The organism is Litorivivens lipolytica (assembly GCF_014191715.1).
Taxonomy (GTDB): domain Bacteria; phylum Pseudomonadota; class Gammaproteobacteria; order Pseudomonadales; family Spongiibacteraceae; genus Litorivivens; species Litorivivens lipolytica.
Window position 1 is genome coordinate 1,635,449 of sequence record NZ_JACHWY010000001.1, and the last position, 25,537, is coordinate 1,660,985.

26 protein-coding genes are annotated in these 25,537 nt (G+C 56.4%); 15 read left to right on the plus strand and 11 right to left on the minus strand.

The window, feature by feature from the left end:
• The first annotated feature begins 183 nt into the window (after nucleotides 1–183).
• From FHR99_RS07525 to FHR99_RS07560, 8 genes are all read left to right on the plus strand, one after another.
• Complete coding sequence (locus FHR99_RS07525; RefSeq protein WP_183409889.1) at nucleotides 184–798, plus strand: TetR/AcrR family transcriptional regulator; 615 nt, start codon at nucleotides 184–186, stop codon at nucleotides 796–798.
• Between the two features lie 116 nt (nucleotides 799–914).
• Complete coding sequence (locus tag FHR99_RS07530) at nucleotides 915–2,027, plus strand: acyl-CoA dehydrogenase family protein (protein ID WP_183409890.1); 1,113 nt, start codon at nucleotides 915–917, stop codon at nucleotides 2,025–2,027.
• A 13-nt stretch (nucleotides 2,028–2,040) separates the two neighbouring features.
• The gene (locus FHR99_RS07535) at nucleotides 2,041–3,264 is read left to right on the plus strand and encodes an acyl-CoA dehydrogenase family protein (RefSeq protein ID WP_183409891.1); all 1,224 of its coding nucleotides are present in this window, start codon (nucleotides 2,041–2,043) and stop codon (nucleotides 3,262–3,264) included.
• A gap of 284 nt (nucleotides 3,265–3,548) precedes the next feature.
• A complete protein-coding gene (locus FHR99_RS07540) occupies nucleotides 3,549–3,758 on the plus strand; it encodes a hypothetical protein (RefSeq protein ID WP_183409892.1) in 210 nt (69 codons plus the stop codon).
• Between the two features lie 124 nt (nucleotides 3,759–3,882).
• Entirely contained in the window at nucleotides 3,883–4,539 is a 657-nt protein-coding gene (yrfG, locus tag FHR99_RS07545; RefSeq protein WP_183409893.1) for a GMP/IMP nucleotidase, read from the plus strand.
• The gene (gene hslR / locus FHR99_RS07550; protein ID WP_183409894.1) at nucleotides 4,536–4,928 is read left to right on the plus strand and encodes a ribosome-associated heat shock protein Hsp15; all 393 of its coding nucleotides are present in this window, start codon (nucleotides 4,536–4,538) and stop codon (nucleotides 4,926–4,928) included. Before yrfG ends, hslR begins: the two co-directional genes overlap by 4 nt.
• A 14-nt stretch (nucleotides 4,929–4,942) precedes the next feature.
• Nucleotides 4,943–5,806 carry an Hsp33 family molecular chaperone HslO gene (gene hslO / locus FHR99_RS07555; protein WP_183409895.1) on the plus strand — a complete coding sequence of 288 codons (864 nt, stop codon included), beginning with the start codon at nucleotides 4,943–4,945 and terminating at the stop codon, nucleotides 5,804–5,806.
• A 158-nt stretch (nucleotides 5,807–5,964) separates the two neighbouring features.
• Nucleotides 5,965–7,515 carry a phosphoenolpyruvate carboxykinase gene (locus FHR99_RS07560; RefSeq protein WP_183409896.1) on the plus strand — a complete coding sequence of 517 codons (1,551 nt, stop codon included), beginning with the start codon at nucleotides 5,965–5,967 and terminating at the stop codon, nucleotides 7,513–7,515.
• 94 nt (nucleotides 7,516–7,609) lie between these two features.
• Here the strand turns inward: FHR99_RS07560 and FHR99_RS07565 are convergent, their stop codons facing one another.
• Nucleotides 7,610–8,392, minus strand: a complete 783-nt coding sequence (locus FHR99_RS07565; protein ID WP_183409897.1) for an esterase/lipase family protein — start codon at nucleotides 8,390–8,392, stop codon at nucleotides 7,610–7,612.
• A gap of 317 nt (nucleotides 8,393–8,709) precedes the next feature.
• On the opposite strand from FHR99_RS07565, the gene FHR99_RS07570 reads away from it, so the two are divergent.
• From FHR99_RS07570 to FHR99_RS07585, 4 genes are all read left to right on the plus strand, one after another.
• On the plus strand, nucleotides 8,710–9,087 hold the full coding sequence (locus tag FHR99_RS07570; RefSeq protein WP_183409898.1) for a hypothetical protein: 378 nt from the start codon (nucleotides 8,710–8,712) through the stop codon (nucleotides 9,085–9,087).
• Between the two features lie 130 nt (nucleotides 9,088–9,217).
• The gene (locus tag FHR99_RS07575; RefSeq protein ID WP_183409899.1) at nucleotides 9,218–9,637 is read left to right on the plus strand and encodes a phasin family protein; all 420 of its coding nucleotides are present in this window, start codon (nucleotides 9,218–9,220) and stop codon (nucleotides 9,635–9,637) included.
• A 145-nt stretch (nucleotides 9,638–9,782) separates the two neighbouring features.
• Nucleotides 9,783–10,424 (plus strand): TetR/AcrR family transcriptional regulator, encoded by a 642-nt coding sequence (locus tag FHR99_RS07580; RefSeq protein ID WP_183409900.1) that lies wholly within the window; start codon nucleotides 9,783–9,785, stop codon nucleotides 10,422–10,424.
• A 120-nt stretch (nucleotides 10,425–10,544) separates the two neighbouring features.
• Nucleotides 10,545–12,857 (plus strand): Tex family protein, encoded by a 2,313-nt coding sequence (locus FHR99_RS07585; protein ID WP_183409901.1) that lies wholly within the window; start codon nucleotides 10,545–10,547, stop codon nucleotides 12,855–12,857.
• A gap of 16 nt (nucleotides 12,858–12,873) precedes the next feature.
• Here the strand turns inward: FHR99_RS07585 and FHR99_RS07590 are convergent, their stop codons facing one another.
• From FHR99_RS07590 to FHR99_RS07605, 4 genes are all read right to left on the minus strand, one after another.
• Entirely contained in the window at nucleotides 12,874–13,875 is a 1,002-nt protein-coding gene (locus tag FHR99_RS07590) for a PA2778 family cysteine peptidase (RefSeq protein ID WP_183409902.1), read from the minus strand.
• A 27-nt stretch (nucleotides 13,876–13,902) separates the two neighbouring features.
• On the minus strand, nucleotides 13,903–14,301 hold the full coding sequence (locus tag FHR99_RS07595; protein ID WP_183409903.1) for a DUF6627 family protein: 399 nt from the start codon (nucleotides 14,299–14,301) through the stop codon (nucleotides 13,903–13,905).
• A gap of 139 nt (nucleotides 14,302–14,440) precedes the next feature.
• The gene (gene cobS / locus FHR99_RS07600; RefSeq protein WP_183409904.1) at nucleotides 14,441–15,223 is read right to left on the minus strand and encodes an adenosylcobinamide-GDP ribazoletransferase; all 783 of its coding nucleotides are present in this window, start codon (nucleotides 15,221–15,223) and stop codon (nucleotides 14,441–14,443) included.
• 102 nt (nucleotides 15,224–15,325) lie between these two features.
• The gene (locus FHR99_RS07605) at nucleotides 15,326–15,739 is read right to left on the minus strand and encodes an Hsp20/alpha crystallin family protein (RefSeq protein WP_183409905.1); all 414 of its coding nucleotides are present in this window, start codon (nucleotides 15,737–15,739) and stop codon (nucleotides 15,326–15,328) included.
• Between the two features lie 206 nt (nucleotides 15,740–15,945).
• Here FHR99_RS07605 and FHR99_RS07610 point away from each other — a divergent pair, with 206 nt between their 5' ends.
• Both FHR99_RS07610 and murI read left to right on the plus strand, forming a co-directional pair.
• Entirely contained in the window at nucleotides 15,946–16,425 is a 480-nt protein-coding gene (locus tag FHR99_RS07610; RefSeq protein ID WP_183409906.1) for a peroxiredoxin, read from the plus strand.
• A 23-nt stretch (nucleotides 16,426–16,448) separates the two neighbouring features.
• A complete protein-coding gene (murI, locus tag FHR99_RS07615; protein WP_183409907.1) occupies nucleotides 16,449–17,261 on the plus strand; it encodes a glutamate racemase in 813 nt (270 codons plus the stop codon).
• On the opposite strand, the gene FHR99_RS07620 is transcribed toward murI, so the two are convergent.
• The 6 genes from FHR99_RS07620 to FHR99_RS07645 form a co-directional block, all read right to left on the minus strand.
• Nucleotides 17,248–17,496 (minus strand): hypothetical protein, encoded by a 249-nt coding sequence (locus FHR99_RS07620; RefSeq protein WP_183409908.1) that lies wholly within the window; start codon nucleotides 17,494–17,496, stop codon nucleotides 17,248–17,250. The genes murI and FHR99_RS07620 overlap by 14 nt on opposite strands.
• Before the next feature lie 198 nt (nucleotides 17,497–17,694).
• On the minus strand, nucleotides 17,695–18,702 hold the full coding sequence (locus FHR99_RS07625) for an aromatic ring-hydroxylating oxygenase subunit alpha (protein WP_246386470.1): 1,008 nt from the start codon (nucleotides 18,700–18,702) through the stop codon (nucleotides 17,695–17,697).
• Nucleotides 18,703–18,858: 156 nt separating this feature from the next.
• Entirely contained in the window at nucleotides 18,859–20,232 is a 1,374-nt protein-coding gene (locus FHR99_RS07630) for an SLC13 family permease (RefSeq protein ID WP_183409909.1), read from the minus strand.
• A 6-nt stretch (nucleotides 20,233–20,238) separates the two neighbouring features.
• A complete protein-coding gene (locus tag FHR99_RS07635; RefSeq protein WP_183409910.1) occupies nucleotides 20,239–21,315 on the minus strand; it encodes an SMP-30/gluconolactonase/LRE family protein in 1,077 nt (358 codons plus the stop codon).
• Nucleotides 21,316–21,386: 71 nt separating this feature from the next.
• Nucleotides 21,387–22,508, minus strand: a complete 1,122-nt coding sequence (locus tag FHR99_RS07640; protein ID WP_183409911.1) for a PepSY-associated TM helix domain-containing protein — start codon at nucleotides 22,506–22,508, stop codon at nucleotides 21,387–21,389.
• Between the two features lie 5 nt (nucleotides 22,509–22,513).
• Nucleotides 22,514–24,631 (minus strand): TonB-dependent siderophore receptor, encoded by a 2,118-nt coding sequence (locus FHR99_RS07645; RefSeq protein ID WP_183409912.1) that lies wholly within the window; start codon nucleotides 24,629–24,631, stop codon nucleotides 22,514–22,516.
• A gap of 139 nt (nucleotides 24,632–24,770) precedes the next feature.
• Between FHR99_RS07645 and FHR99_RS07650 the strand changes: the two genes are divergently transcribed.
• Nucleotides 24,771–25,535 (plus strand): exodeoxyribonuclease III, encoded by a 765-nt coding sequence (locus tag FHR99_RS07650; RefSeq protein WP_183409913.1) that lies wholly within the window; start codon nucleotides 24,771–24,773, stop codon nucleotides 25,533–25,535.
• Nucleotides 25,536–25,537: the final 2 nt, after the last annotated feature.

Sequence of the window (25,537 nt, forward strand, 5' to 3'; positions counted from 1 at the left end):
CATTTTCCGGATTCGTAATCTTCGGGATTATGCAACAGTCGAAAAACCTCTGCCATCCCGATTCCGGCCACCAACCGCACAGAGGGGGCCATATGTATAAATACGGGTAGCGGTCATGGGGTAGGCGCTTGCTAACATTCAGGGTGACCAACCACGTGTCTATAGAGCAAAGGAACACGGCTTATGGGTAGCAGACGCTGGGGCAACGGAGCCCGCGTAGATGATGTCGATACCGGTAAAAAGAAACTGCTGCGTGCAGCGATTACCTGTTTTGTCAGCAAGGGCGTTCAGTCCACCACCATTGAAGACGTGGCAAATGCTGCCAATGTCACCCGGCGTACAGTGTATCGCTATTACGCTGGCAAATCTGAACTAATCGCAGCGGTCATTGATCTCGAGCGCAAGCGCCTGTTTGACCAGCTCACCACAGCCTGCGCGCCCTATCAGAATGATTTTGCACGCATGGTCGAAGAAGCGCTGGTCTGCTCCGCTGAGGTCTTGTCACCTGTGCGCGGTAGTCAGGATCTGCTCAGCAGTAACAATGCTGGCGAAATTCTATCGCACCTGACCGGGGAACTGGCTCGGGAGCAATGGCAGAAACTGTTTCAGGACGCTTACCTCGACTATCGCCGACGCAATCCCGATGCGGGCGCCCTGCACGACATTCTCGATATGGTAAGCCGTATCGCTTTGTCATTCCGCTATATGCCCGCCGAGGCAGAAGATGTCAGACGCGCTGTGCAATCCCTGTTTGCGGTTGCCCGTCGTCGCAGCACCGCCAATCTCCGGCTGGTATAACACCAGCCCACCTGACCTGATCTGGCAGCCCCCACGCCGGGTTTTGTCATTGTCGACCCCGCCCCACACCGCTAAGCTTCCGGGTTCTTAAACCTCACAGAATCCGGGAGCAAAGCATGAACTTTGACTTCTCTGAAGATCAGAAATTCATTCAAGAGCAGGCTCGCAACTTCCTGGCCAGCGAGTGCGATACCGCACGCGTTCGCCAGACCTTAGAAGGCGAGCAGGCTTACGACCAAGCACTTTGGCAGCAAATTGTGGAACTCGGCTGGCCCGCCACCGCCATAAGCGAAGATCAGGGTGGCCTTGGCTTGGGCTATCTGGAGCTCTGCGTCATTGCCGAAGAGCTCGGTCGCGTTGTCGCGCCGGTGCCATTTATTGCCTCCGTTTACCTGGCCACTGAAGCGATCAAGCTGGCCGCCGACAAAGCCCAACAGGACACCTGGCTGCCGCAGCTCGCGGCCGGAGAGTGGATTGGTTGCCTTGCCACTCAGGAATCCGCCGGCGCGTTGACCACAGAAAATCTCAATACCACCGTCACCGACGGCAGCCTGAGCGGCAAGAAAACGGCTGTGCTTCACGGGGAGGTGGCGGACAAAGCCGTCGTTCTGGCCGCGGAAGATGGCCAACCCGCCCTCTATTTGGTCGACCTCACCGCCGCCGGGGTTACCCGCAAAGCCCTGACCAGCATTGACCCAACCCTGCCACTGGCAGAATTGAGCTTTGACCAAGCGCCTTGCGAAAAACTCGCGAGCAGCGCCGATACCGTGGCAATTCTATCCACTCTGTTCGACCGGGCGGCGGTATTGCTGTCCTTTGAGCAGATCGGCGGCTGTGATGCAGCGCTGAACATGGGCAAGGAATACACCATGGGCCGCTACGCCTTTGGTCGTCAGGTGGCGTCATTTCAGGCCATCAAACACAAATTTGCCGATATGTTTGTAGCCACTGAACTTGCACGCTCCAACGCCTACTACGGCGCCTGGGCCCTGTCAGCCGACGACGTCGAGCTGCCGCTCGCAGCGGCAACGGCCCGGGTCAGTGCGATTGACGCCTACTACGAGAGCAGCAAGGAAAACATTCAGGCCCACGGCGGCATGGGTTTCACGTGGGAGTTTGACTGCCACCTCTATTACCGTCGCGCCCAAGCCCTGTCACTGATTCTGGGCGGCAATCCGCAGTGGAAAGAGCTGCTTGTTGAACGTTTGCTGCGCATCAAGGCTGCCTGAGAGGAGAAGCATCATGGATTTTAAAGATACCCCCGAACAGGCCGAGTTTCGTAAAGAGGTTCAGGCCTGGCTAAAAGCCAACGCCACCCCCAAGACCAAAGACGGCGGTCGCGGCAGTCAGGAAGAAGCCTACGAAAAAGCCAAAGCCTGGTACAAGAAAGTGTATGACGCGGGCTACGCCTGCCCGACCTGGCCCAAGGAATACGGAGGCGCCGGCCTGACCCAGATCCACAAGGTGATCTGGTCACAGGAAGTGGCTAAATACGATGAGCCTGACGGTTATTTCGTTATCGGTCAGGGCAACTGCGGCCCGGCCATCATGCACTTTGCGACCGAAGAGCAGAAAACCAGCCTGCTGCCACGCATGGCCTCGGCCGAAGATGTCTGGTGTCAGCTGTTTTCCGAGCCCAGTGCCGGTTCTGACGTGGCGGGCTTGCGCACCAAGGCCGAACTGAAAGGTGACAAGTGGATTGTGAACGGCCAGAAAATCTGGACCTCCGGCGCCCAACACTCGGACTACGGCGTGGTGCTGTGCCGTACCGACACCGATGTGTCCAAATACCGCGGCATGACCATGTTCTTTATCGACATGAAGCAGCCCGGAGTAGACGTGCAGCCCATCAAACAGATGGATGGCGGCTCCCACTTCAATGAAGTGTTTTTCAACAACGCCGAAATCCCCGACAGCCAGCGACTGGGTGAAGTCGGCGGCGGCTGGGGGGCGGCTCTGCTGGTACTGATGAACGAGCGGCTCGCCATTTCCGGCGTGCAGCCCGATGGCTTCCCCGAATTTTTCGAACTGGTGCAATCACTCGAGCTGAACGGCGAGCCGGTAGTGAATAACCCGGTAGTGCGCGACCGCCTGGCAACCTGGTACACCCAACACGCCGGCATCAAGGCTTCCACGAACCGAATGCTCACTGCCGTAGCCAAGGGCGGCATGCCCGGCGCCGAAGCGGCTCTGGGCAAACTGGTGGGCGCGGTAATGAATCAGGATATCGCCAACTACGCCCTGCAACTCATGGCGGATACCGGTGCCATCTGCGATGAATCGCTGGCGCCTCAGCGAGCCCACTTCCAGAAATCTGTGCTGTTTGCACCGGGCATTCGTCTGGCCGGCGGCACCGATGAGGTAATGCGCAACATCATCGCCGAACAGGTGTTGGGCCTGCCGCAGGAGCCCCGCGCCGACAAGGGCATGGCCTTCAAGGATATTCCTTCGGGCAATCAGCACTAAAACGCTGATAGCGCGTTGACGCTTGTTGGGGAGTTTGGCTTAGCCGGCTCCCCTTTTTTGCTTTCAAGGCTTCAAAAAATGCCATCGCTGCCAAATATTTCCCAGCAACCAACCTAATATCTTCGACAATCTCTCACTTTACTCCGGCAACAGGTCACAGTTTAGCCATCTCAAGGGCCTCGGAAGCTGTAACTACGGAAAAACACGTATACAGAAACGACCACCAAGAGCGTACCGTTACCCCATGCATGGATGCGCCTTTGCCAATACACAGGGGTATCGAGATGCAGCACTCAATTCACGAGAACGTTAACGCCATGTCGACAAAAAACACTGCTTCGCCGGCCAATGCCGCGACAACCAAAGAAAATAACGAACAGAACTCTTTTTTTGCAGTTCCTGAATCCTATAAGCGTGGTGAATGCGACACCTTGCGGCAGTTTTATTCTGGTGACTGGTGGCTCAACGTCAATTACGTAGAACAGGTAAGGTAAAGCGTTTTACCAACGTATTGTTGTTGGCGCTCTCGCCATGCCCCAACCCTTCACAAGCGATGCGCTTCACGCTCGGCGATGTTAGAATCCCAATCCGTATTTTAACGACACCGGCACATCACGCATGATCAATTGGCAGGACATCGACACCGTCATGCTCGACATGGACGGCACCTTGCTGGATCTCCATTTCGACAACTATTTCTGGACCCAGCACCTGCCCCTGCGCTACAGCGAGATCCACGGCACTCCGCTGGAAACCACGCGCGAATCCATCATGGCGCAGATTGCCGCCAAGCAAGGTACGCTTAATTGGTACTGTCTGGACTACTGGTCGCAGGAACTAAATCTCGACATTCCCACGCTCAAGCGTGAGGTCAACCATCTGATCTCCATACGCCCCTACGTGGAAGAGTTTCTGCAATGGCTGAGTGACTCCCACCGCGAGATCTGGTTGGTTACCAACGCCCACAAACACAGCCTGGACCTGAAAATGGAGCGAACCGGGCTGGATCGCTGGATTGATCGGATCGTTGTGTCCCATCAATTCGCTGCCGCCAAGGAAGACCCCCAGTTTTGGCTGAAGCTGAGCGAGGAAGCGCCGTTTGATGAAAAGCGCACCTTGCTGGTGGATGACAATGCCGAGGTGCTGCAGGCCGCGGCCGATTTCGGCATCGCCCATCTATTAACACTGCGTCAGCCAGATTCGCAGCAGGCCATTCGCGACAATCTGGCCTTCCCGGCCATTCACCATTTCGACGAGCTGCTACCCGCTCCATGACCGCCAACACCAAGGTTCGCCTGGACAAGTGGCTCTGGGCGGCCCGCTTTTTCAAAACCCGCAGTCTCGCCAAGCAGGCCATCGAAGGTGGCAAAGTGCATTACAATGGCGAACGCTGCAAAGTCAGCAAAGAGGTGGAACTGGGCGCTACGCTGACCATCCGTCAGGGCTGGGATGAAAAGACTGTCGCAGTACACGGCTTGTCGGATCAGCGGCGCGGCGCCCCGGAAGCGCAGCTGTTGTACCAGGAAACCGACGACAGCATCCGTCTTCGCGAAGAGCGCGCCGCCCAGCGCAAGGCCTTTGGCCCCGGCGCCGACCTGATCAGCCGCGAACGGCCGAACAAGAAGCAGCGCCGCCAGATTCATCGATTCAAACAGCAATCCTGACCCCGAGCCCGACCATGACCGAACTGACCTGCGCCGATACCATCAGCCGCTTTACCTTTGACGATTGCGCCGTGCGCGGCGAGCATGTACTGCTCGACAGCAGTTATCAGGAACTGCTGGCCATACACCACTACCCACCGGTGGTCGCCGAGCTTCTGGGCGAGCTCTGCGCCGCCGCCTGCCTGCTGGCCGAAACCATCAAATTTGATGGTCTGCTGACCCTGCAAATTCGCAGTGAGGGTGAAATCCCCCTGATCATGGCCGAAGTCACCAACCAGCAGAGCTTTCGGGCCATTGCCCGTCAGGCGCAACAGGCCAGCAGCCGTGATTTTCAGCAGCTGTTTACTAACGGCCAGCTTGTGCTGACTATTCAACCAAAAAATGGCAAGCCATATCGCGGCATCGTCATGCTCGACGGCAACAGCCTCGCCTCCAGTATTGGCGCCTACTTCGCGCAGAGTGAGCAGCTGGAAACCCGACTTTGGCTGCACAGCGACGGCCAACGCGCCAGCGGCTTCCTGCTGCAGCAGCTTCCGGGTGATGAAAACAGCGAGCAATGGCAGCACCTGAGCCATATGGCCTCGACACTGACCAAGGAAGAATTGCTCAGCCTGCCGAGAGAGACCTTGCTGTACCGGCTCTACCACGAGGAAAGCGTGCGCCTGCACCCGGAAAAACCTGTGCAGTTTCAATGTACTTGCACACGCGAGCGGCTGGAAAACGCATTGCTCTCGCTGGGCGAGGCCGAACTCCGCGACATCATTGCGGAAAAGTCAGTGATCGACGCAAACTGTGAATTCTGCAACCGTTTTTACAGCTTTACGGCGGCAGACGTAGACGCGATGTTCGGGAACTCCAGCCCCGAATCACACCACTAAGCGAGGGTTAGCGCTGGCCCGGCTTTTTTGACATAATGGCGCCCCCGAAAATTGGCTCCCCTGCAAGCCGGCAGCGGCAGCCCAAAAGTTTGGCCCCCATACAAGAGCTGCAGGTTTCGACTTGAAAGCCGACGGGACCGTTTTGACAGGACGAGAGAATGAGTGCAGAAACGATTGTTTACACAGATTTAGCGCCGTCGCGGCTGATCGAACAGGCGCTGGCGCGCGGTGAGGGTGAGCTGGCAGACAACGGCGCCCTGGTTGTCACCACAGGCAAGCGTACCGGCCGCTCTCCCGGCGACCGCTTTATCGTCAAAGAGCCCTCCACCGGTGACGCCATCGAATGGGGCAGCGTTAACCGCCCCTTCGACGCCGACAAGTTCGACGCCCTGTGGAACCGCGTAGAAGACTATCTCGCCGATCACGACCGTTTCGTTTCTCACCTGCACGTTGGCGCTCACGAAGAGCACTACCTGCCCGTTGAAGTTCATACTCAAACTGCATGGCAAGCCCTGTTCGGCCGCAACATGTTCGTGCGCCCGCACAAGTACAACCCGAAAGGCAAAGAGCAGTGGACCATTCTCAATGTAGCCGGCTTCGTCTGCGATCCCGAGCGCGATGGCACTAACTCTGACGGCTGCGTCATCATCAACTTTGCCCAGCGCAAAGTCCTGCTGGCGGGCATGCGCTACGCTGGCGAGATGAAAAAAGCCATGTTCTCCGTGCAGAACTTCCTGCTGCCGGAAAAAGACGTGATGCCGATGCACTGCTCCGCCAACGTCGGGGACGAGGGCGACACCACGCTGTTCTTCGGTCTGTCCGGCACCGGCAAGACCACCCTGTCAGCCGACCCGGCCCGCTTTCTGATCGGTGACGACGAGCACGGCTGGGCGAAAGGCGCAGTCTTCAATATCGAAGGCGGCTGCTACGCGAAAACTATCAACCTGAGCCAGGAAAACGAGCCCATTATCTGGGACGCAATCCGCTTTGGGGCCATTGTTGAAAACGTCGTGATCGATGCGGAAGCCCGCACGCCTGATTACGATGACACCAGCCTGACCGAGAACGGTCGCTGCTGTTATCCGCTGGAGCACGTTGAAAAGCGCGTACCGCAAAACGCTGCCGGCGAACCCCAAACGGTTATCTTCCTGACCTGTGACGTGTCCGGCGTTCTGCCTCCGGTTTCGATCCTCAGCAAAGAAGCAGCGGCCTTCCACTTCCTGAGTGGTTACACCGCCCGCGTTGGCTCTACCGAGCTGGGCGCAGAAGCCGGTATTCACCCGACTTTCTCTACCTGTTTCGGCGCGCCTTTCATGCCACGTCCGGCCGGTGATTACGCCGAGCTGCTGATGAAGCGCATCGCCGACTTCGGTTCACGCGTTTACCTGATCAACACCGGCTGGACCGGTGGCTCCGGAGCCGCTGGCGGGACAGGCTCACGCTTCCCGATCCCGGTCACCCGCGCTGTCGTTGCCGCCGCCCAAAGCGGTGCCCTGAACGACGTGGAAACCGAGCATCTGGATATCCTCAACCTGGATATTCCGAAGTCCATCCCCGGCGTCGACGACAAGTTCGTCAACCCGCGTAAATCCTGGGGCGACGAAGCCGCCTACGATGCAGAAGCCGCCAAACTGGCGAAACTGTTCCAGGAAAACATCAAGAAATTTGATGTGGCAGACGCGATTGTTGCAGCGGGCCCTAAAGGCTAAGCAGCAAACAACGCGCAACAAAAAAGGCACCCCAGGGTGCCTTTTTTGTTGCTGCTCGCTATGAAGGCGCGCGTTTTCACGCGCACCGCCTACATCAAGATGCCAATGCGTCACCGTACCAGAAGCGTCGCAGCCAGCTGTTATTGAAGGGTGCCCAACTGCCTTCCTTCTGGGCCAGTCTTTCCGCTACCGCATACATCACGGCCGCATTGTGTGTCAGGCCCATATGACTGCCGGGTACTTTGACGTTTTCGGTCTGGTAACCGGGCTCGTCAACACAGTAGTGCCAGTCAGCCACACCATCACCGGTGCTATAAATAGCGGTAGACGGCACCGGCGGCGATTGTCGCCACGTATCCGCTGCTGACAGCATCGGATCACTGAGACCACCGGGATTCAAAAACTCGTAGAGCTTGGCAACTCCACCGGAAATGCTGTCGGTCGTTGCCACATTGAAAGGGGAGCCCAAGGTAATAACCTGTCTGACAAGCTCGGGCTTCGCGTTTGCTGCCGCGCGCGCATAAACACCACCAAGGCTCCAGCCGACCAGGCTAACGCTGGCGCCGCCGTGTTGCTCTGACACGGTTTCAATCTGAGCTAAAAGGTTATCGAGGAAAGCCTGACGAATACCGGTATTGCGCCCCTGATTCCAGCCATAACTTTTAAAACCGGAAGCATTCAGATAACGGCGCAGCAAAGCCGTGCCACCATCACCCGTCATAAAGGCGGGCACTACAATCACGGGCTGACCATTACCTTTGGCAATATTACGCAACAAGGGCTGAAATGAAGCTGCTGCCGTCGCCTCAATCAAGGCGCGCAATTCCAGAAAAGCAGAAAACAGGTTCGGCCCGGTATGGGCTGGTGATTTTTTCATCAGAAACTCCCCTACTGTGCGGCTTTATTAGAAGTTATCAATCTGAACCGCTGTCCAGACTATAACCGTAGCCATCACGAAATATCAAAACCTATTTCACACTGTGATGGCATACGCATAAACCGAGGGCAGAGCCCGGATTTGCTCACTTTTCATACAAGGCGAGATACAAACGCAGGGAATTTTATTCTTTTAGTATGTTTATTCTAATTTTTCTCCGTAGAGTTGGCCCCAGCTTCAGAAAGCGGTGAAGGAGTCAGGTCGTATCACTCCCACGGTCTGAGCCCTGACTAACCAACTATTGAGAGGTGTATGCCATGAGCAAGAAGCAAGCAGAAACCAAGAGCACTTTCGAAAAAGCCAACGAACTGGCCCGTGACGTTTTCCTGGCCCAACTGGGTCTGGCTGGCAAAGCCGTTGAGCAAGGCCAAGAATACGCCGAGAAAGCTCAGCAATCTTACAAGGAAAGCACTGACAAAGTGCAGTCTCTGGTAGAGAAGCGCGCTGAGATTTTCGCTGATCTGGTTAAGCGTGGCGAGAAAGTTCAGTCTGACGCCCAAGCCAAGTTCGATGAGCTGGCTGCCAAGCCCAAAGCACTGGTTGAAGAGCAAGTTGAAGCCGTTAAAAGCTCTGTTGAGAAGCTGAAAGAGCGCATCAACACTCGCAAGAGCCAAAACGCGACTGCGGAAGCCTAAGGCTTCTGCCCTGAGTGATCAGGTTACCCATCAGGTCGATTTTTTGCACGGTGCGTCTTCGGGCCACCGTGCTTTTTTACATCTGACCTGACGCAATCAACGAACACACAAACGATTTGGGAGAACTGCCATGAGCAAAGAGAAATCTCAATTGAAAGAAGTTAGTGATATGGCCAAAAACATTTGGCTGGCCGGCCTCGGCGCCTACGGTCGCGCTTTTGACGAAGCGCAAGAGCGTTACGAGCAAGCCAGCAAAGAAACCCCTCGCCTGTTCACTGAACTGGTAGAGAAAGGCCGCAACCTGGAATCACAGGCTCGCACAGCCATTGATGACGTTGCCAGCAAAGGCAAAGGCACCGCGACTTCTCTGGAAGAGCGCATCAGCAAAGTGCGCGCTAACCTCGGCTTCGGCGGCGTGTCCTCTGAAGACTTCGAGCGTCTGGAAAAGAAAGTTGATGCACTGGCGAAGAAGGTAAATTCTCTGTCAGCCGCACCGAAAAAAGCACCGGCCAAGCGTGCCGCTGCCAGCAAGGCTGCCACTGCCGAGTAATCTCAGCAGCAGTATGTAAAAGGGCGACATTGATCGCCCTTTTTTTACGCCCGCGTGTTCTTCAGCCCCTATATCTGAGCACCGCATATAGACAGCTGCCCGCGAACATGGCACTTTCCAACGCTCACACTGTAGCCGGTCATCCATGAAAACCCGCGATCGCATTCTGCAAACCAGTCTTGAGCTGTTCAATCTCGAGGGCGAACCCAATGTCACAACCGTCGACATTGCCAACGAGCTCGATATCAGCCCTGGCAACCTGTACTACCACTTCAAGGGCAAGGAAGACATTATCGGCGCCCTCTACGACCGCTTTCATACCGAGCTGAGCGATATTCTCAACGCGCCCATCGCCCAGCTGCTGAAACCCGATGATGCCTGGTTTTATCTGTATATCGTATTCGAAGAGACCTACAAACAGCGCTATTTCTACCGCAACCTGAACGACATTCTGCAGCGCTATCCGGTCATTGAAAAACGCTTTCGGAAACTGCTCGAACAAAAAGTTGCTGCCGCGCAGGCCGTGGCCCGCATTCTGATTGATCGCGGGGTACTCGCACTGGACGAAGGCCAACTGTCACGGCTGAGTGAAGCCGTAGCCATGCAGGTAACCTTTTGGCTGACCTACGACCTGCTCCGCAACAACAACCCGCCGGAGCAATTGCAGATTCATCAGGGCGTGTTTCAGGTGATGTCGCTGATCGCGCCGTACCTCACCGAGGGCTACCGCAGCTTCTATGATGAGTGCTGCGAACTCTACGATTCACTGACTGCAGACCTGCTCTGACCGCTACAGCAATACCCCACCGGTGAGACCTCACAGTCCGCGCCTGTCAAGACTCGCAGCTCCCCGTCTCTTTCTGCATAATGCGGCGCTCTCTTTTAATAACACGCAGGTTGCACGCGAATGAAGCAGATTCTCCAGACCATCGCTCAGGAACTGAACACTCCCCTCCGCAATGTTGAGGCCGCTGTTCAATTATTGGACGAAGGTGCCACGGTGCCGTTTATTGCCCGCTACCGAAAGGAAGTAACTGGCGGCCTGGACGACACCCAGATGCGCGATCTGGAGAGCCGCCTGGGCTATCTGCGGGAACTGGAGGAGCGCCGCGACGCTATTCTTGGCAGCATTCGCGAACAGGAAAAACTGACCCCGGAACTGGAGCAGAAAATTCTCTCGGCTGACACCAAGAGCCGACTGGAAGACCTCTACTTGCCCTACAAACCCAAGCGTCGCACCAAAGGCCAGATCGCCATTGAAGCGGGACTGGAGCCCCTCGCCGATGCCCTGCTCGGCAACCCCGAGCTCGACCCGGAAACCGAAGCGACCGCCTTCCTGAATCCCGAACACAAGATCGAGACCGCCAAGGATGCCCTCGACGGCGCCAAATACATTCTGATGGAACGCTTTGCTGAAGACGCCGACCTGATCCAGAAGCTGCGTACCTTTGTCTGGGAAGAAGCGCGCCTGACTGCCTCCGTGGTTGCCGGCAAGGAAAAAGAAGGCGAGAAATTCAGCGACTATTTTGAACACAGCGAACCCCTGAAAAACACACCTTCGCATCGCGCTCTGGCCATGTTCCGGGGGCGCAACGAAGGTGTACTGTCGCTGACCCTGCAAATTGGCGACGACGCCAGTGCCAGCCCCTGCGAAGCCATGGTTGCCGATCACTGGAAGCTGTCGTTTAGCAACCGTCCTGCGGATAAGTGGCTCAGCGAAGTGGTGCGCTGGACCTGGAAGATCAAACTCTATATTCACCTCGAAACTGACTTGCTCGGCCAATTGCGCGAGCGCGCCGAGGCCGACGCGATTCAGGTGTTTTCGTCCAACCTGAAAGATCTCTTGCTGGCCGCGCCTGCTGGCCCCCGCGCTACCATTGGCCTCGATCCCGGCCTGCGTACCGGCGTAAAAATGGCGGTAATTGATGCCACTGGCAAGGTTATGGACCACGGTGCGATTTTCCCCAACCCACCGCAAAACAAAATCGCGGAAGCGGGTGCCGTCCTGCTGAAGATGATCAAAACCTACAATGTAGAGTTGATTGCGATTGGCAATGGCACCGCGAGCCGTGAAACCGACAAGTTTGTAGGTGATTTGCTAAGCGCCTACCCCGACCTAAAGTGCACCAAGGTGATGGTAAACGAGTCCGGCGCATCGATTTATTCGGCGTCCGAATATGCAGCTAAAGAATTCCCGGATCTGGACGTTACCATTCGCGGCGCTGTGTCCATTGCCCGCCGCCTGCAGGACCCGCTGGCGGAACTGGTGAAGATCGAGCCGAAATCCATCGGTGTCGGCCAGTACCAGCACGATGTTTCACAAACTGCCCTGTCGCGCTCACTGGACGCGGTGGTTGAGGACTGCGTTAACGCGGTCGGCGTAGATGTGAATACCGCTTCGCCCGCACTGCTTACCCGCGTCTCCGGGCTCAACGCCTCGATCGCCGCTAACTTGGTGCAGTACCGCGATGAAAACGGTATGTTCAAGGATCGCGAATCGCTGAAAAAGGTTCCCCGCCTCGGCGACAAAACCTTTGAACAGGCTGCCGGCTTCCTGCGGATCATGAACGGCGATAATCCCCTCGACAGTTCCGCGGTTCACCCGGAATCCTACAGTGTGGTGGATAAAATCGTACAACAGTGTGGCCGCAAGGTCGGCGCGCTGATCGGTGACAGCACCTTCCTGCGCGGACTCAAACCCGAACAGTACGTGGATGACAAGTTTGGTCTGCCCACTATCCGCGACATTATCAAAGAGCTGGATAAGCCCGGTCGCGATCCTCGCCCCGAGTTTAAAACGGCCTCTTTTATGGAAGGCATTGAGAAAGTCAGTGACCTGCGCCCCGACATGATTCTGGAAGGCAGTGTGACTAACGTGACCAACTTTGGCGCCTTTGTGGACATCGGCGTGCATCAGGACGGACTGGTGCATATCTCGGCCCTGTCGCATCAGTTTGTGAAAGACCCGCGCGATGTGGTTAAGGCCGGCGATATTGTGAAAGTGAAAGTGCTGGACGTTGATGTGAACCGCAAGCGTATCGCTTTGAGTATGCGCCTCGACGACAAGGCAACGCCTCAGGACAAGGCTTCACGTGACAACAACCGCCGCGGTGGCAATGGGGGCAGCAACAAACCCAAGCAAGCCCGGCTGCAGGAGCCCGCCGCCAACAACGCGCTGGCAGCAGCTTTTGCTAATGCCAAACAGGGCGGCAGGCTCTAAGCCGGGAAGACAAACCTTAGTGAACCGGCAGCTTGTCCTCACAGCCAGCCGGTTCAGTCTCAACCTGCTTCTCTGACAACTCACGCTCACTGCGCGCCAATCGCTGATCAAAAGGCTTGAGTGTTCTTGCGTGAGTAATCGCCTTGCGCGCGGTGAGTGGGCAGCCCTCTGCATCCAGCGCAAAGGCGAAATTATTCCACGCCAGCGCGTTATCCGGCTGCAACTGCAAGCCTCGTTGAAAATACGCCAGCGCGCCATCGCGCTTTTGTTCCTGTAGCAGGTTCGCCATCAAAAACTGAGCCGTAGCCGAACGCGGCCAGCGCTCCACGGATCGTTCGAGAACCGCCTCGTAGTCACTGTCGGATATCGTGGCAGTCTCCCGCATTTTCTCCAACTCAGACAGATACAGCAGCACAGAAACCGTTTCTGGTATCCGTCCTAGCGGCAGCGGCACCAGCCCCCAGTAGTCGCTGCGGTGCCAGGTCTTCATAAAGGTGCGCGAAGGCACTGAATAATACGCCTGATCACCGGAGTGCAGCAGTAGCTTGGCGCCATTGTCTTCATAACCAACGACCAGCGCGTAATGCCACTGCGGCCACCAGTTAAAAGACAGGTTCTGCAATACCAGCACCGGATTGCCCGCATCGAGCTCCTTGACCAAAGCATCCAGCGTGGGTGATGCCGGATAAGGCATCATCCCCTGGCGACGAACGGCTGCGGTCATTTCCAGCGTCAACGAACCCTCGCGCCCCGGTACATAGACCTGCCGGATCAGCTCGTCCATATCCACGCTCTGACCGTGAAATTTCATCGCGGACGACAGGGCTGCAGGGCCACAATAGGCCAAGTCCTGCTCTACAAAGGGTACATCAAGCTTGTGGCTGGCCTGAGCCGGAGGGGTTGTAGGCGTCACACTGGCACAGGCTGATACCAATACGGTGGCAAGCCCAAGAATAACGCGACGAAAAAAAGCTCGCCCCAAAGAGGCGAGCTTCTGGCTTTCAGTTTTACTGTTCACAATACGTTTCTTTCAGAAAGTCTGCGATCAGTTAACCGGACGGATAAAGGGGAAGATATCGGTTGCGCCGATCACATCAGTAATCACAAACACGATAAAGATGGTCAGCACCACACCCACAAGACCGGCACCCGCAGGAGCATCTTGCAGCGTCGCGTTTAGCTCGGCCAGTTCATCGGCTGTCATCGCATCAATACGTGAGTCCACGTCAGCCGGAGAAACACCCAGCTCTACCAGCTGCTCTTTTACATCATCCCGATCCAGAAAATCTTTCACGGCCTGTTTGCTTTCGAATTGATGCTGCTCGACCAACATGTCAGAAGATGAAACAACCCCTGCATTGGCAGAAGAAAGCAGCAGGCCACTCCACATAACCAGTGCTGACAGAATCAGTGACAAGGTCTTTCCGGCTTTTGAACGATGCATAATGCTACCTCCTGTTGAGCTTCCCATGCATTTTTCAATTTGCATTCTACCTGCCTTACTCAGGCGAGTAGAGTGCTTGTAAATATTCACGCGGCAGTCGCGCCTTACCTAAACCCTATCGACCCTAGACCCTATCGACTCAGACAGCGAGCGCCACCATACAGCTATAGACCAGTACCTCCGCAATTTGTTGCGCGGCGCCGAGGGCATCACCGGTGAATCCCCCCAGGCGTTGCCGTAACTGTGCGGAAAATCCCACTCGAAACAGCGCCAGGGTCACACAAACACAAATTAAAACGGTGATATTCACAAATATAAAAAGGGGTAGCAGCGGCAAAGCGCCAATCAACAGTGCGCGCGGATTAATGGCATTCGCCAGCGGTTTACTTTTCCCCTCACTTTTTGCGTAAGGCGTATTGAGCATCAGGCTAATGGCGAGCCAGCGGCTCAATGTTGCTGATAATATAATCGCGGCAATAACAACGGTGCCGGGCAGAGTCGCAATCAGCAACACACGAAATCCGAGTATAAAAAACAGACCCGCCACACCAAAAGTACCGAGCCGGGAATCAGTCATGATACGCAGTCGCGAACTGACATCCTGACCGCCAAAACTGTCACAGTAGTCCGCAAAACCGTCCTCGTGAAATGCCCCCGTCAACAGAACTCCCAGCATGACGCTAGTCATCGAGGCGAGCCAGACATTATCAAACAGTGAGAGTGCGAGGCTATAAGCCAGCGCCTGCAATAGGCCAAGCACAAACCCTACCCACGGAAAAAATCGCGCAGCCCGATTGAGGGCGTCCGGCGAATAATCCAGCGCACCCAGCGCCGGCAGGCGAGTCAAAAAAGTCCAAGCCAGCCAGAATTCATTAATGGCAGCTGAGAGGGGGGAACGTTCAGATAGTGAGGGATCAGACATGACGAGGAAGTCGCGGCAAAAGGGCAAGCTTAGCCGCTCACTCTCGTCAGCGAAAGGGTTCCCTCAGTGAGCGCGACCGAAGAAACCCTACTCTAAGTTTGGTCAGTGCACGTTAATGGCAATACGCCGCGGCTCTGCTTCCTTGGATTTCGGCAAATGAATCGCCAGTACGCCATTACTGTATTTGGCATCAATGCGATCCACATCAGCGATTTTCGGCAGCGTAAAACGACGCACGAAATCGCCGCGCCAGCGCTCCGTACTCAGCCGAGTGCGCTCGCACTCATCCCATTCGCGCTTGCCCTTAATGGTCAGCTGCTGGGAATGGGTTGTGATTTCGACATTGTCCGGGTTTACCCCGGGCAGATCGACGGTAATAAAATAACCGCTGTCGTCTTCGGACAGATCCACCGCTGGACTCCAGGTCTGCTGCTCGGACCCTGCATTCACGAGGCGGTTAAAATCCCGGCGGAAATCATCCAGCCAGGCATAGGGGGTATAAGTAAAGGTAGACATGATTCACCTCCAGGTGCTTTCACCAAATGCTTTCGCAACTACCCAAATCATCAATACCTTTCCAGGCAGTGGGTTTCTTTCAGCCTGTTACTGCCAAAATGGGGGCGACGGGGGATTTTTCAAGAGTGCGCTTTCAAGTTCGCGCGCACTGGGGTTAGACTTAGCCCCTTACTGACATGTGCACGATCCGATAACAGGAGCCAACCATGACGATTAAAACCGGCGACAAGATTCCTTCACTGACTCTGAAAACCATGGGCAAGGAAGGCCCGGAAGACATCACCACCGACAGCATTTTCAGCAGCAAAAAAGTGGTACTGTTCGCGGTACCCGGTGCCTTCACTCCCGGCTGCTCCATGACCCATCTGCCGGGCTTTGTGGTCAATGCCGACAAGATCAAAGCCAAGGGCGTCGATACCATCGCCTGCCTGTCCGTCAATGATGCCTTTGTAATGGGCGCCTGGGGCAAGGATCAGAATGCCGACGAAATTCTGATGCTGGCCGATGGCAATGCGGAGTTCACCAAAGCCTGCGGTCTGGAAATGGATGGCAGCGGTTTTGGTATGGGTATTCGCTGCAAGCGAATGGCCATGATCGTTGACGACGGTGTGGTCAGCCACTTCGCGATTGAACCACCCGGCGGCATCGTAGAGACCTCCGCCGAAAAAATGCTCGAACTGCTTTAAGTCGACAGCCCGGACAGACACCCGTGAGTGCAGTACCAACCGTTTTGGTGTTCGATTCGGGCGTAGGCTCCCTCAGTATTGGCGGCGAAATTCATCGCCGCCTGCCCCACCTCAATCTGATCTACGCGATGGACGCCGGCGGCTTCCCCTACGGCGAATGGGAGGAAGGTGCGCTCAGCGATCATATTTGTGCAACTGTCACTACACTGGTTGAGCAGACTTCCCCGGACCTGATCGTTATCGCCTGCAATTCCGCCAGCACTACCGTGCTGCCCGCCCTGCGTGGACAACTGAGTATTCCCGTGGTGGGTGTTGTGCCCGCCATAAAACCTGCGGCAGCTATCAGCCAAAGCAGAGTGATTGGTCTACTTGCCACACCCGGGACCGTGCGCCGCCAGTACACGGCCCAGTTGATTCAGGATTTTGCCGCTGACTGCAAGGTGCTCTCGGTTGGCAGCGGCGCACTGGCACCCGCTATTGAGCAACGGTTCTGGAGCGGGCTTGAGCAACCCGGCTTATACGCGGAGATTGCTCAAGAATTCAATCGCCAGCCGGGGTCCAATGAAATGGACACGCTGGTCCTGGCCTGCACGCATTTCCCGCTGATTTCCGCGCAGTTGCAGCGCCACTTTCCCGGCGTGACACTGATTGATTCCGGTGAAGCGATTGCGCGTCGGGTCGAGTCGCTGCTCGGCAGCAACAGCGATGCATCAAATGGAAGTGGGTTACAGCAGGTTGTCGTTGTGGGAGAGCGAGAGCTTAGCGCCTGCTTCAAAACACAGCTTGCCCAGCGCGGAATCTCTGAAACCCCGTCTTTTTTGCTTAGCGAGCGTTAAAGGTATCCAGTTCTGCGTGCACCTGACGCGAGATGGAATCCATATTCTCAACGGTGCGATTGTAGGCATTTAATCGCTCCAGCAGAATTTCCACATCCACATCGGGCTCGCTGGCCTTGAGTGCGTCAATACAATCCAGAAAGCTTTGAGCTTCTGCCTGATAATCTCGCATGTTGCGGTAGGCGTCGAGCATGGTCTGTTTATCAGCAGTGCTGCCATCAGGCACGGCGGGCATTACGGGCTCGTGGCAGTCTGCGAAAGCAGACGGGGTTAGTGCGCAAACCAGATACAGCAAGCTGGCCACTCCGATGGCCTTATTATGTAATTTCATTGATACCGTAGGGACAAATTTTTGGGGCACAACCTTAACAGGTTTCCGCAAAAAAGAAAGGAGGCATTCGCCTCCTTCCTGTTCACCGTTATTCGCCGAAATTTACAGGGCTTTCGGGTCGAAATCGACGTAGAACTGGCTGTACCACTTGCGGAATTTCGCGATCGGGCCGTCGCCATCACAGAGGATGGGCAAGGGGCGGTAGATCTTGTGCTCCCAGATCGGCGCGTCTTCTTCCAGCTGACCCACGATATCCTTGATGATGGCTGCGTTAACGCCGCCCTTCTTCACTTCGCCGTTAACCTTGGGCTGGCTGAAAGCAAAACGCACTTGCACGGTATCGTTATCAATCGGCGTCGTCAGGCCCATCAGGCAGGTTTCAGCAATACCCTTAAAGCGGGTGTAGCCCTGACCGGGACCGAAGCTGGCGGTGTGAATCTCACCTTTCACCTCACCGCGTGGCGTCGGCATGTTCGCTTTCTGCAAACCGCGGACTTTCGGGCCATCATAGGTCGTCTCCCACTCAGGGAAGGACGCGGTACCGTGAACATAGCGGAAGTGAGCCGGGTCGGCCGCATTTTCAGCCATTTCCTGAGGATGGGTTTTCAGGGTCCAGTCGAAGCGTTCCTGAGGTGACCAGTCGTCGCTGTTCATCTCATCATGCGACTCCACTTCCCACAGCGGCGCGACGCGCTCGGGGTGATACCAGGCCCAGATAACCTGATTAGTTTCCCGGGTCGGGAAAGAAAACAGGCACTGCTTGCCCGCTACTTTCGGCGGCATGTTTTTGGCGTAGGGCACATCGGTGCACTCGCCGTTTTCGTTGAACTTCCAGGCGTGGAAAGGACAGACAATAGATTCGCCCTCAATACGGCCGCCCTTGCCTTCGTTCTCGTGAATCCCATAGCCCAGATGAGCACCCAGGTGAGGACAGTAGGCCTCTAGCAGAACCGGCGTACCGCTCTCAGTTCGAAACAGCACCAGATCCTGATTAAAGTAACGAACCGCACGGGATTCGCCCGCAGCCAGCTCATCGGAATAAGAAACAGCAAACCAGCCAAAGGGCATGGGCATGGGGTAACGGGTCGACATGTCTTTCACCTCACTCATGTGCGCTCATAAGGCACGTAGATTACAGGCTGCTACTCTACGCCCCCCGCGCCAGCAGACAATGACATATCCTGTCACAATGCTGTCCATAGCTGCCAATAGGGCAAAATTCAGCGATTTATGACCGATTTTGCCAAATTTTAAGCCAAAAAGTTGTCAGTGAATCAGAACAAAGCTCAGCAGCGCGACAATCAGGGCCCCGAAAATACTCAGCACAATGCCACGTCTGGCCATATCAGGCACCCGAATCAGGCCACTGCCATAGACGATGGCATTGGGAGCAGTCGCAATCGGCAGCGTGAAGGCGCAACTGGCACTGATTGCTGCGGGCACCATCAATAAGGCGGGCGGCAGACCAAGCCCGAGAGCGGCAGCGCCCAAAATCGGCATAAGCAAGGTTGCCGTCGCCATATTGCTGGTCGCCTCAGTCAGAAAGGTCACGCTCAGGCAGAGCACCACCAGAAGCAGCAAGACCGGCCAATGCGCCAGCGCGGTCACCGCACCGGCTACCTGTTCAGACAAGCCCGAGGCCGCGAAGGCTTTGGCAATGCAGATACCGCCGCCGAATAGAATCAGTATTCCCCAAGGCAGCTCCCGGGTCGCCTCCCAATCCAGCAGGCGTCCGCCCTTGCCATCGCCAATGGCAAACAGACTAGCGCCCGCCAACAGCGCGATCGTCGCGTCATTGGCACCCGGCAGATTCAACAGACCGGACCATCCTCCGAAGGGTTCGCTGCGGGTAATCCACAACAGCGCCGTTGCCAGAAATACCCAGAGCACGCGTTTTTGCGCGATATCCCAAGGCTCACGATCCGGTAGGCCGGCAGACAGCGAACTGCGCAAGCCGCGTGACAGCCTCCACATGGCCACGGGTAAAAACAAAACCACCACCGGCAGGCCCCAGCGCATCCAACCGAGAAAACTGATTTCCTCACCCGTAAGCTCGGTGTAGACCTGCATGAAAACCAGATTCGGCGGGGTGCCAATGGGTGTTGCAATACCGCCGATACTGGCAGCGTAGGCGATGCCCAGCAGCAGTGGCACCGCCAGCGACGGACGCTGCAAACGATCCAATATCGCCAAGGCAACCGGCAGCAACATCAAAGTAGTGGCAGTATTGGAAATCCACATGCTGAGCATGGCCGAGGCCAGCATGAAGCCCACAATGAGCCGCCGCTCGCTGCCGGCACCGACCCAATGCAGCGCCATCAGCGCCAGATGATAGTGGGTACCGCGATAAGCCATCGCCCGCGACAACAGGAAACCACCCAGCATCAGCAGCACAATGGATGCGCCGTAGGCCTCAGCCACCTCACGGCTGCTGAGCACGCCAAATAACGGAAAAACCGCCAGCGGGATCATCGCTGTAACCGCAATCGGAACAGCCTCGGCAAACCACCAGCCCAGACAGAAAGCAGTCACAGTCAGCGTGACCAGCGCCGGCTGTTCAAGTCCGGTGAAACTGCCAACAAGAACGCTCAAGGCTGCCAGCAAAGGGCCGCTGGCGAGGCGCCATGGTATTGCTTTCATCCGCGGTTACTGCTTGTCAGGCTGAGCAGCATCCGAGGACTGCGGCGCGGGCACACGCAACAGTCTATTGCCCGCATACGACCCGATAAACCAGTACGGACCCCATTCGACCGCGACCGTGCCTGCACCCATCGGCGCACCCTGCTGGCTAAATACCATTTCGGCTTCCAGCGTTGCCGGATCAATAGCAACGAGTTCAAAACGTGACTCGCAGGCGCCGTTGTGCACATCTCCACACAACCCAGGCAAAAGCTTATCCTGTGGGTGAGAAGCCACGATCAAACGACCGTCCGGCAGCCAACTGCTGTTATCAGGTTGAGCGACCGACACATCACCGAGGACTTCTCCGGTTTCCCGCTTCAGTTTGCGCACCCGGTTGTTGATGTAGTGATTCAGAAAAACATGCTGACCGTCGGCACTGATCTGGATGCCGTTGGGGAAGGATCCCGCGCTGCCCGGCAGAATGCTCATCCCGGTGTCCGGGTGCCATTGCCAGACATGGCCCAGCTCGGCCCCGAACAGGGTGCGCACGATGGCGAGCACGTTATCTTTGGGGAACATGTGGGTAACCAGAAAGCCACCGTCCGGCGTTGCCACTACATCATTGAGAAAGGCATCACCGGGCGGTACAACACAGCCCTGCCACTGCAAGGTGTTATCGCTGCGCCATTCGAAAAACTCGACGGACTCGCGACCACCGTGATTGACCACCAGCAACTGCCAACGACCATCGGATCGTTCAGACAGATGAATACCGTGAGGCGAAATGGCAGCGCCCGGTGCACCGGGGCAATCCTCACTACCCCAACCCTCGGGCTGCGCCGTCTGATTTGCCAGCGGGTACAGCGGCAGCGTCTTTTCGGTCTGCGGATCAAACAGTACCAGACTACCGGCACTCGACCCGGTAATGCCTCCGAACTGACTCAGAATCAGCTGCTTGCCATCCGGTGTCGGCTCAATATCCTCCGGTGCTTGCAGGCCGCAGATTGGCACCCGATCGTCGACCGGCTCGCAGGGGAAGTCCTGCTGGGCATCACAGGCTGCCAGCAGAAACGGCAGCAACAAAAGGGAAAATCGCTTCATGGTACACCTGCTTTTATGATTATCCGGGCACCATACTACCTGTGGACTTGCCATGAAAACCAGTCGCGCGATTAGTTCAACAAACCCTCTTGCTCTCGCCGGCTCGCCTTTGCCGCAGCGCGCCGCCGCTGTGGCCGCCTTTTTAACCACAGGGTGATACCGGTAAACGCCAGAACCGTCGGCGCCAGCCCGAACAAACACCAGAGAATGCGGCTGGGCAACCCGGCAAAGTCACCAAAGTGCAGCCGTCGGTAACTGTCTACGGTTTTGGCACCTAACCCCTGCTCACGGATATCGTAGGTGCTGGTGGTTTCACCGGACTGCGCATCAAACTGCACCACACTCGCGTATTGGCTCAACAGCGGATTGCCGCTTTCAACCTTGCCAAAGAAACGAATGTCCTGACCCGGCTCCCAGGGTAAGGAGATATAGGTGGCATTAAAGTCAGGAATATCCTGTTCACTGCGATCATGCAGTGCCTGCAAAGATAGCTGGTCGTTATACAAGCGTTGCTGCATCACATAGTGCTCGGCGCCATCGGCATGCTCTTCCAGCTCGTGATAAAAGTGCGTCAGATTCCACCAGGCACCGGTAAAGCCAAGAATCAGCAACACCGGCGAGGCATAGGCGCCGACCAGCTTGTGCAGATCACTGTAATACAAGACCCGACGCGCTTTGGTGCGCAGGGTACACAGGTTTTTCCAGAAACTGCGATGCAACCACAAGCCGGTAATTCCCAGCAGGCAAAGCACCACGGCAATCAAACCGCTCAACAACAACCCGGCATCGTGCAGCAACAGCGTAAAATGCAGCTCCAGCAGCCAGTCCGTCAGATAGTGGGTGGTGGAGACCACCAGCGCGAGAATGTCGGCGCGATACTGATCGAGCAGCAGATAGCTCCAGTCACTACTGCCGCGGGCAATCAGGTAAACCAGATCAGCCCGCGCAGGATCTTCAAATAGTACCCAACCCACGACTTCATGGCTTGGGTTTGCCTCACTGACGGCTTGCAACAAAGTATCGAGGTTTTGCCGCTCCGGTAGCGGGTCGACCCGCACTTTGTCGTGCATCAACAGCGTATCAATTTCGTGCTTGAACACCAGCACGCTGCCGGTGAGGCAAATCACCAGCAGCGGCAGGCAAACCGCAAGCGCAGACCAGCTGTGAATGCGAAACAGCAGTTTGTTACTCATGGCGATCAGTAAGCCCAGGACAGGGTGAGCTGACTGTTACGGGGAGCACCATAAAAGCCCTGTTCCCAATACAGACTGGTGATGTATTTCTCGTCGGTCACGTTGCCGATGTTCAAAGAGGCCGTCAGACTGTCGGTGATGGCGTACTGAGCAAAGAGATCCAGCAGTGCATAGCTGCCCTGCTTTACGCGCGTGCCGAGAGTAGGCAGTTTCATGTACGTGTCGTCCTGCCAGCGCAGCCCACCACCAACGCGCAGTGGCAACACACCCGGCATCTGATAACTGAGGCTGGCATTCAGGGTTCGCTTAGGCACATAGTGACGCGCGCTATCGCCCTGATCATCTTCAATCTGCAGGACGGTAAAGTTGATATTGCCGCGCAGACCTTCGGCCAGATAGCCGCTGACTTCCAGCTCAAGCCCCTCGCTGGCGAAATCCACACCGCGGTAGACCCGCACTACCCCACCGGAAACCGGATCAGTTGCGTTGCCGGCAGCTTCTGCCGTGTTGTCATGCTCGGCACGGAAGACCGCCGCTGTTGCCAGCATGCGGCCACCGAACAGTTCGCCCTTTACGCCCAGCTCAATATTGCGCCCTTCGTTGGGATCGAGGCGGGTGAAGTCCTGACCGAGGTCGCGCTGCGGCATAAAGGTTTCGGTATAGCTGGTGTAGACCGTGTAGTCGTCGGCAAAGCGATACAACAGCCCGGCATAGGGCAAAGTCTTACCATTGGCTTCGGTGGAATGATCTTCACCGTAGCTGCGACCTTCGCTTTCCCAGTCGATGGTGCGCGCACCGGCCGTTAGAGACAGGTTGTCGGTAAAGCGGTAACGGGTAGCGACGTAGATCGCCTGCTGGCGGTCAGTCCAGTTACTGCCATTGGCGGGGTCGCCAATGCCGTCGGCAAAGGTCGGGTAAGGCGCATTGCCATCCCAGGTATGCAGATTGTCGATCGGCGGGAAGCCGTTACCGGTCGTAAAATCATAGACCGACGCATCTTTTAAGGTATTGCGCGCCCAGTTCGCTCCGAACACGATTTCGTGTTCACGGCCAGCCAGTGAATAACGACCGGAAACGTAGGCATCGGTGACGCCCTGATCTTCCTGCAGGGTGTAGGCGCTGGCATAGCCCGTCAGGCCCTGTTCAGTCACCGGGTCGGGTTGACCAAACACATAGAACAACTCTGAATCGCCATCGCGCCCATTGGCGTTGTGGCTGAGGATCAACTGCCAACCCTCGGCGAGCGTTTGCGCATACTCGATAAAGGCAGTGCGCCGATTGGTGTCCCAGTAAGACCAGTTCGACGAGGTGCTGGTCGAGGTATCATAGTCGGTCTGGGAGCCATCTGTGTAATACAGGGGCAAGGCACCCCACAGTGGGCGGTCCGCATCACTGGACTGGAAGCTGCCACCAAAGGTCAGGCGCGCGCTGTCGCCAATATCCTGCTCAACCACCAGATATCCCAGTTTTATATCGAGCGAGTAGCGATCAAGGTAGGAGTCCCGGCTTTCCCTTGCCGCCACGGCGCGAAGGCGAGTCGACTCGCCGAGTACGACGCTAACGTCACCCTCTAAACGGCGCCGGTCCCACGAACCCGCTGTCAGCGCCAGTCGACCACTGTCTTCGGAAAACGGGCGTTTGCGCACCAGATTGATACTGGCAGAAGGATTGCCGGCACCGGCCATCAGACCGTTGGGACCCCGCACCACATCTATGCGCTCGTAGATTGCGGTGTCTAATTCACCCGCACGGTTGCCATAGCTTAGTGACAGCCCTACACCGTCGATCTGGAAGTTGGTGATATCAAACCCCCGCGCGGTGTAATAAGTTCGATCCGTCTCCACGCGCTGCACCTGCACTCCGGACGCAGTATCCAGCGCCTGATTAAGGCTGACCATGCCAAAGTCGCGCATCTGATCCTGACCAATGGTGCTGATAGATTGGGGAGTTTCCAGCGCAGACAGCCCTAGACGGGTGGCACTGCTGTCACCCGCGGGCAGGTAGCCATCGCCCTTTTGCCCATAAACCGTCACCGTTTCGATTTCTTTCGCGATCAGCAAACCGCTGCAACCAGCCAGCAATACCGCCGCCCAATAGCGGCGACCCCGTGTATGCGTCTTCATGACAATCTCCTGCGAGGCAAATTATTGGATCGCATTTAAACGCAAGTAAGAATCATTATCAATATCGTTACCATTAAAAATATGCGTCGCACCTGCTCTGAGGTACAATGCGCGGCTTTAAATTAAGGGGTTAACAGAGATGCGTATCGCTTCGTGGAACGTCAATGGCATTCGGGCCGTCATGAAAAAAGACTTCGCTGAATCCCTTGCGGCCCTCGATACCGACATCCTCTGCCTGCAGGAAACCAAGGCTCAGGACGATCAGGTCACTGCCGCTCTGGAAGGCATTGACGGCTACCACGTGTACAGCAATTCGGCTGACAAGAAAGGCTATTCCGGAGTCGCCATCCTCAGCCGCAAGAAGCCGATTCGCGTGTTTGCTGACATCGGTATTGCCGAGCACGATACCGAAGGCCGGGTACTGACGGCGGAATTTGACGACTTTTTTCTGCTGACGGTTTACACCCCCAACTCCGGCAACGAGCTGGTGCGCTTACCCTACCGCGAAACCTGGGATCGGGATTTTCTGGCTTTTGTGAAAACGCTGGAGCAGGAAAAACCGGTGTTGATGTGCGGCGACTTCAATGTCGCACATCGAGACATCGATATTGCCCGGCCCAAGCCCAACTACAACAAAAGCGCCGGTTTTACCCAGAAAGAAATCGACGGAATGGACAATATCCTTGCGGCGGGTTTTGTCGACACCTTCCGTCACTGCTATCCGGACACCGTCAAATACAGCTGGTGGAGCTACCGCGCTGGCGCGCGCGGCAAGAACATTGGCTGGCGGATCGATTATTTTCTGGGAAGTGAGTCGCTGGTAAGCAAGCGCCTGAAAGACGCCGCCATCTGGAATAATATCTTCGGCTCCGACCACTGCCCTGTAAGTGTGGACCTGAAATAAGC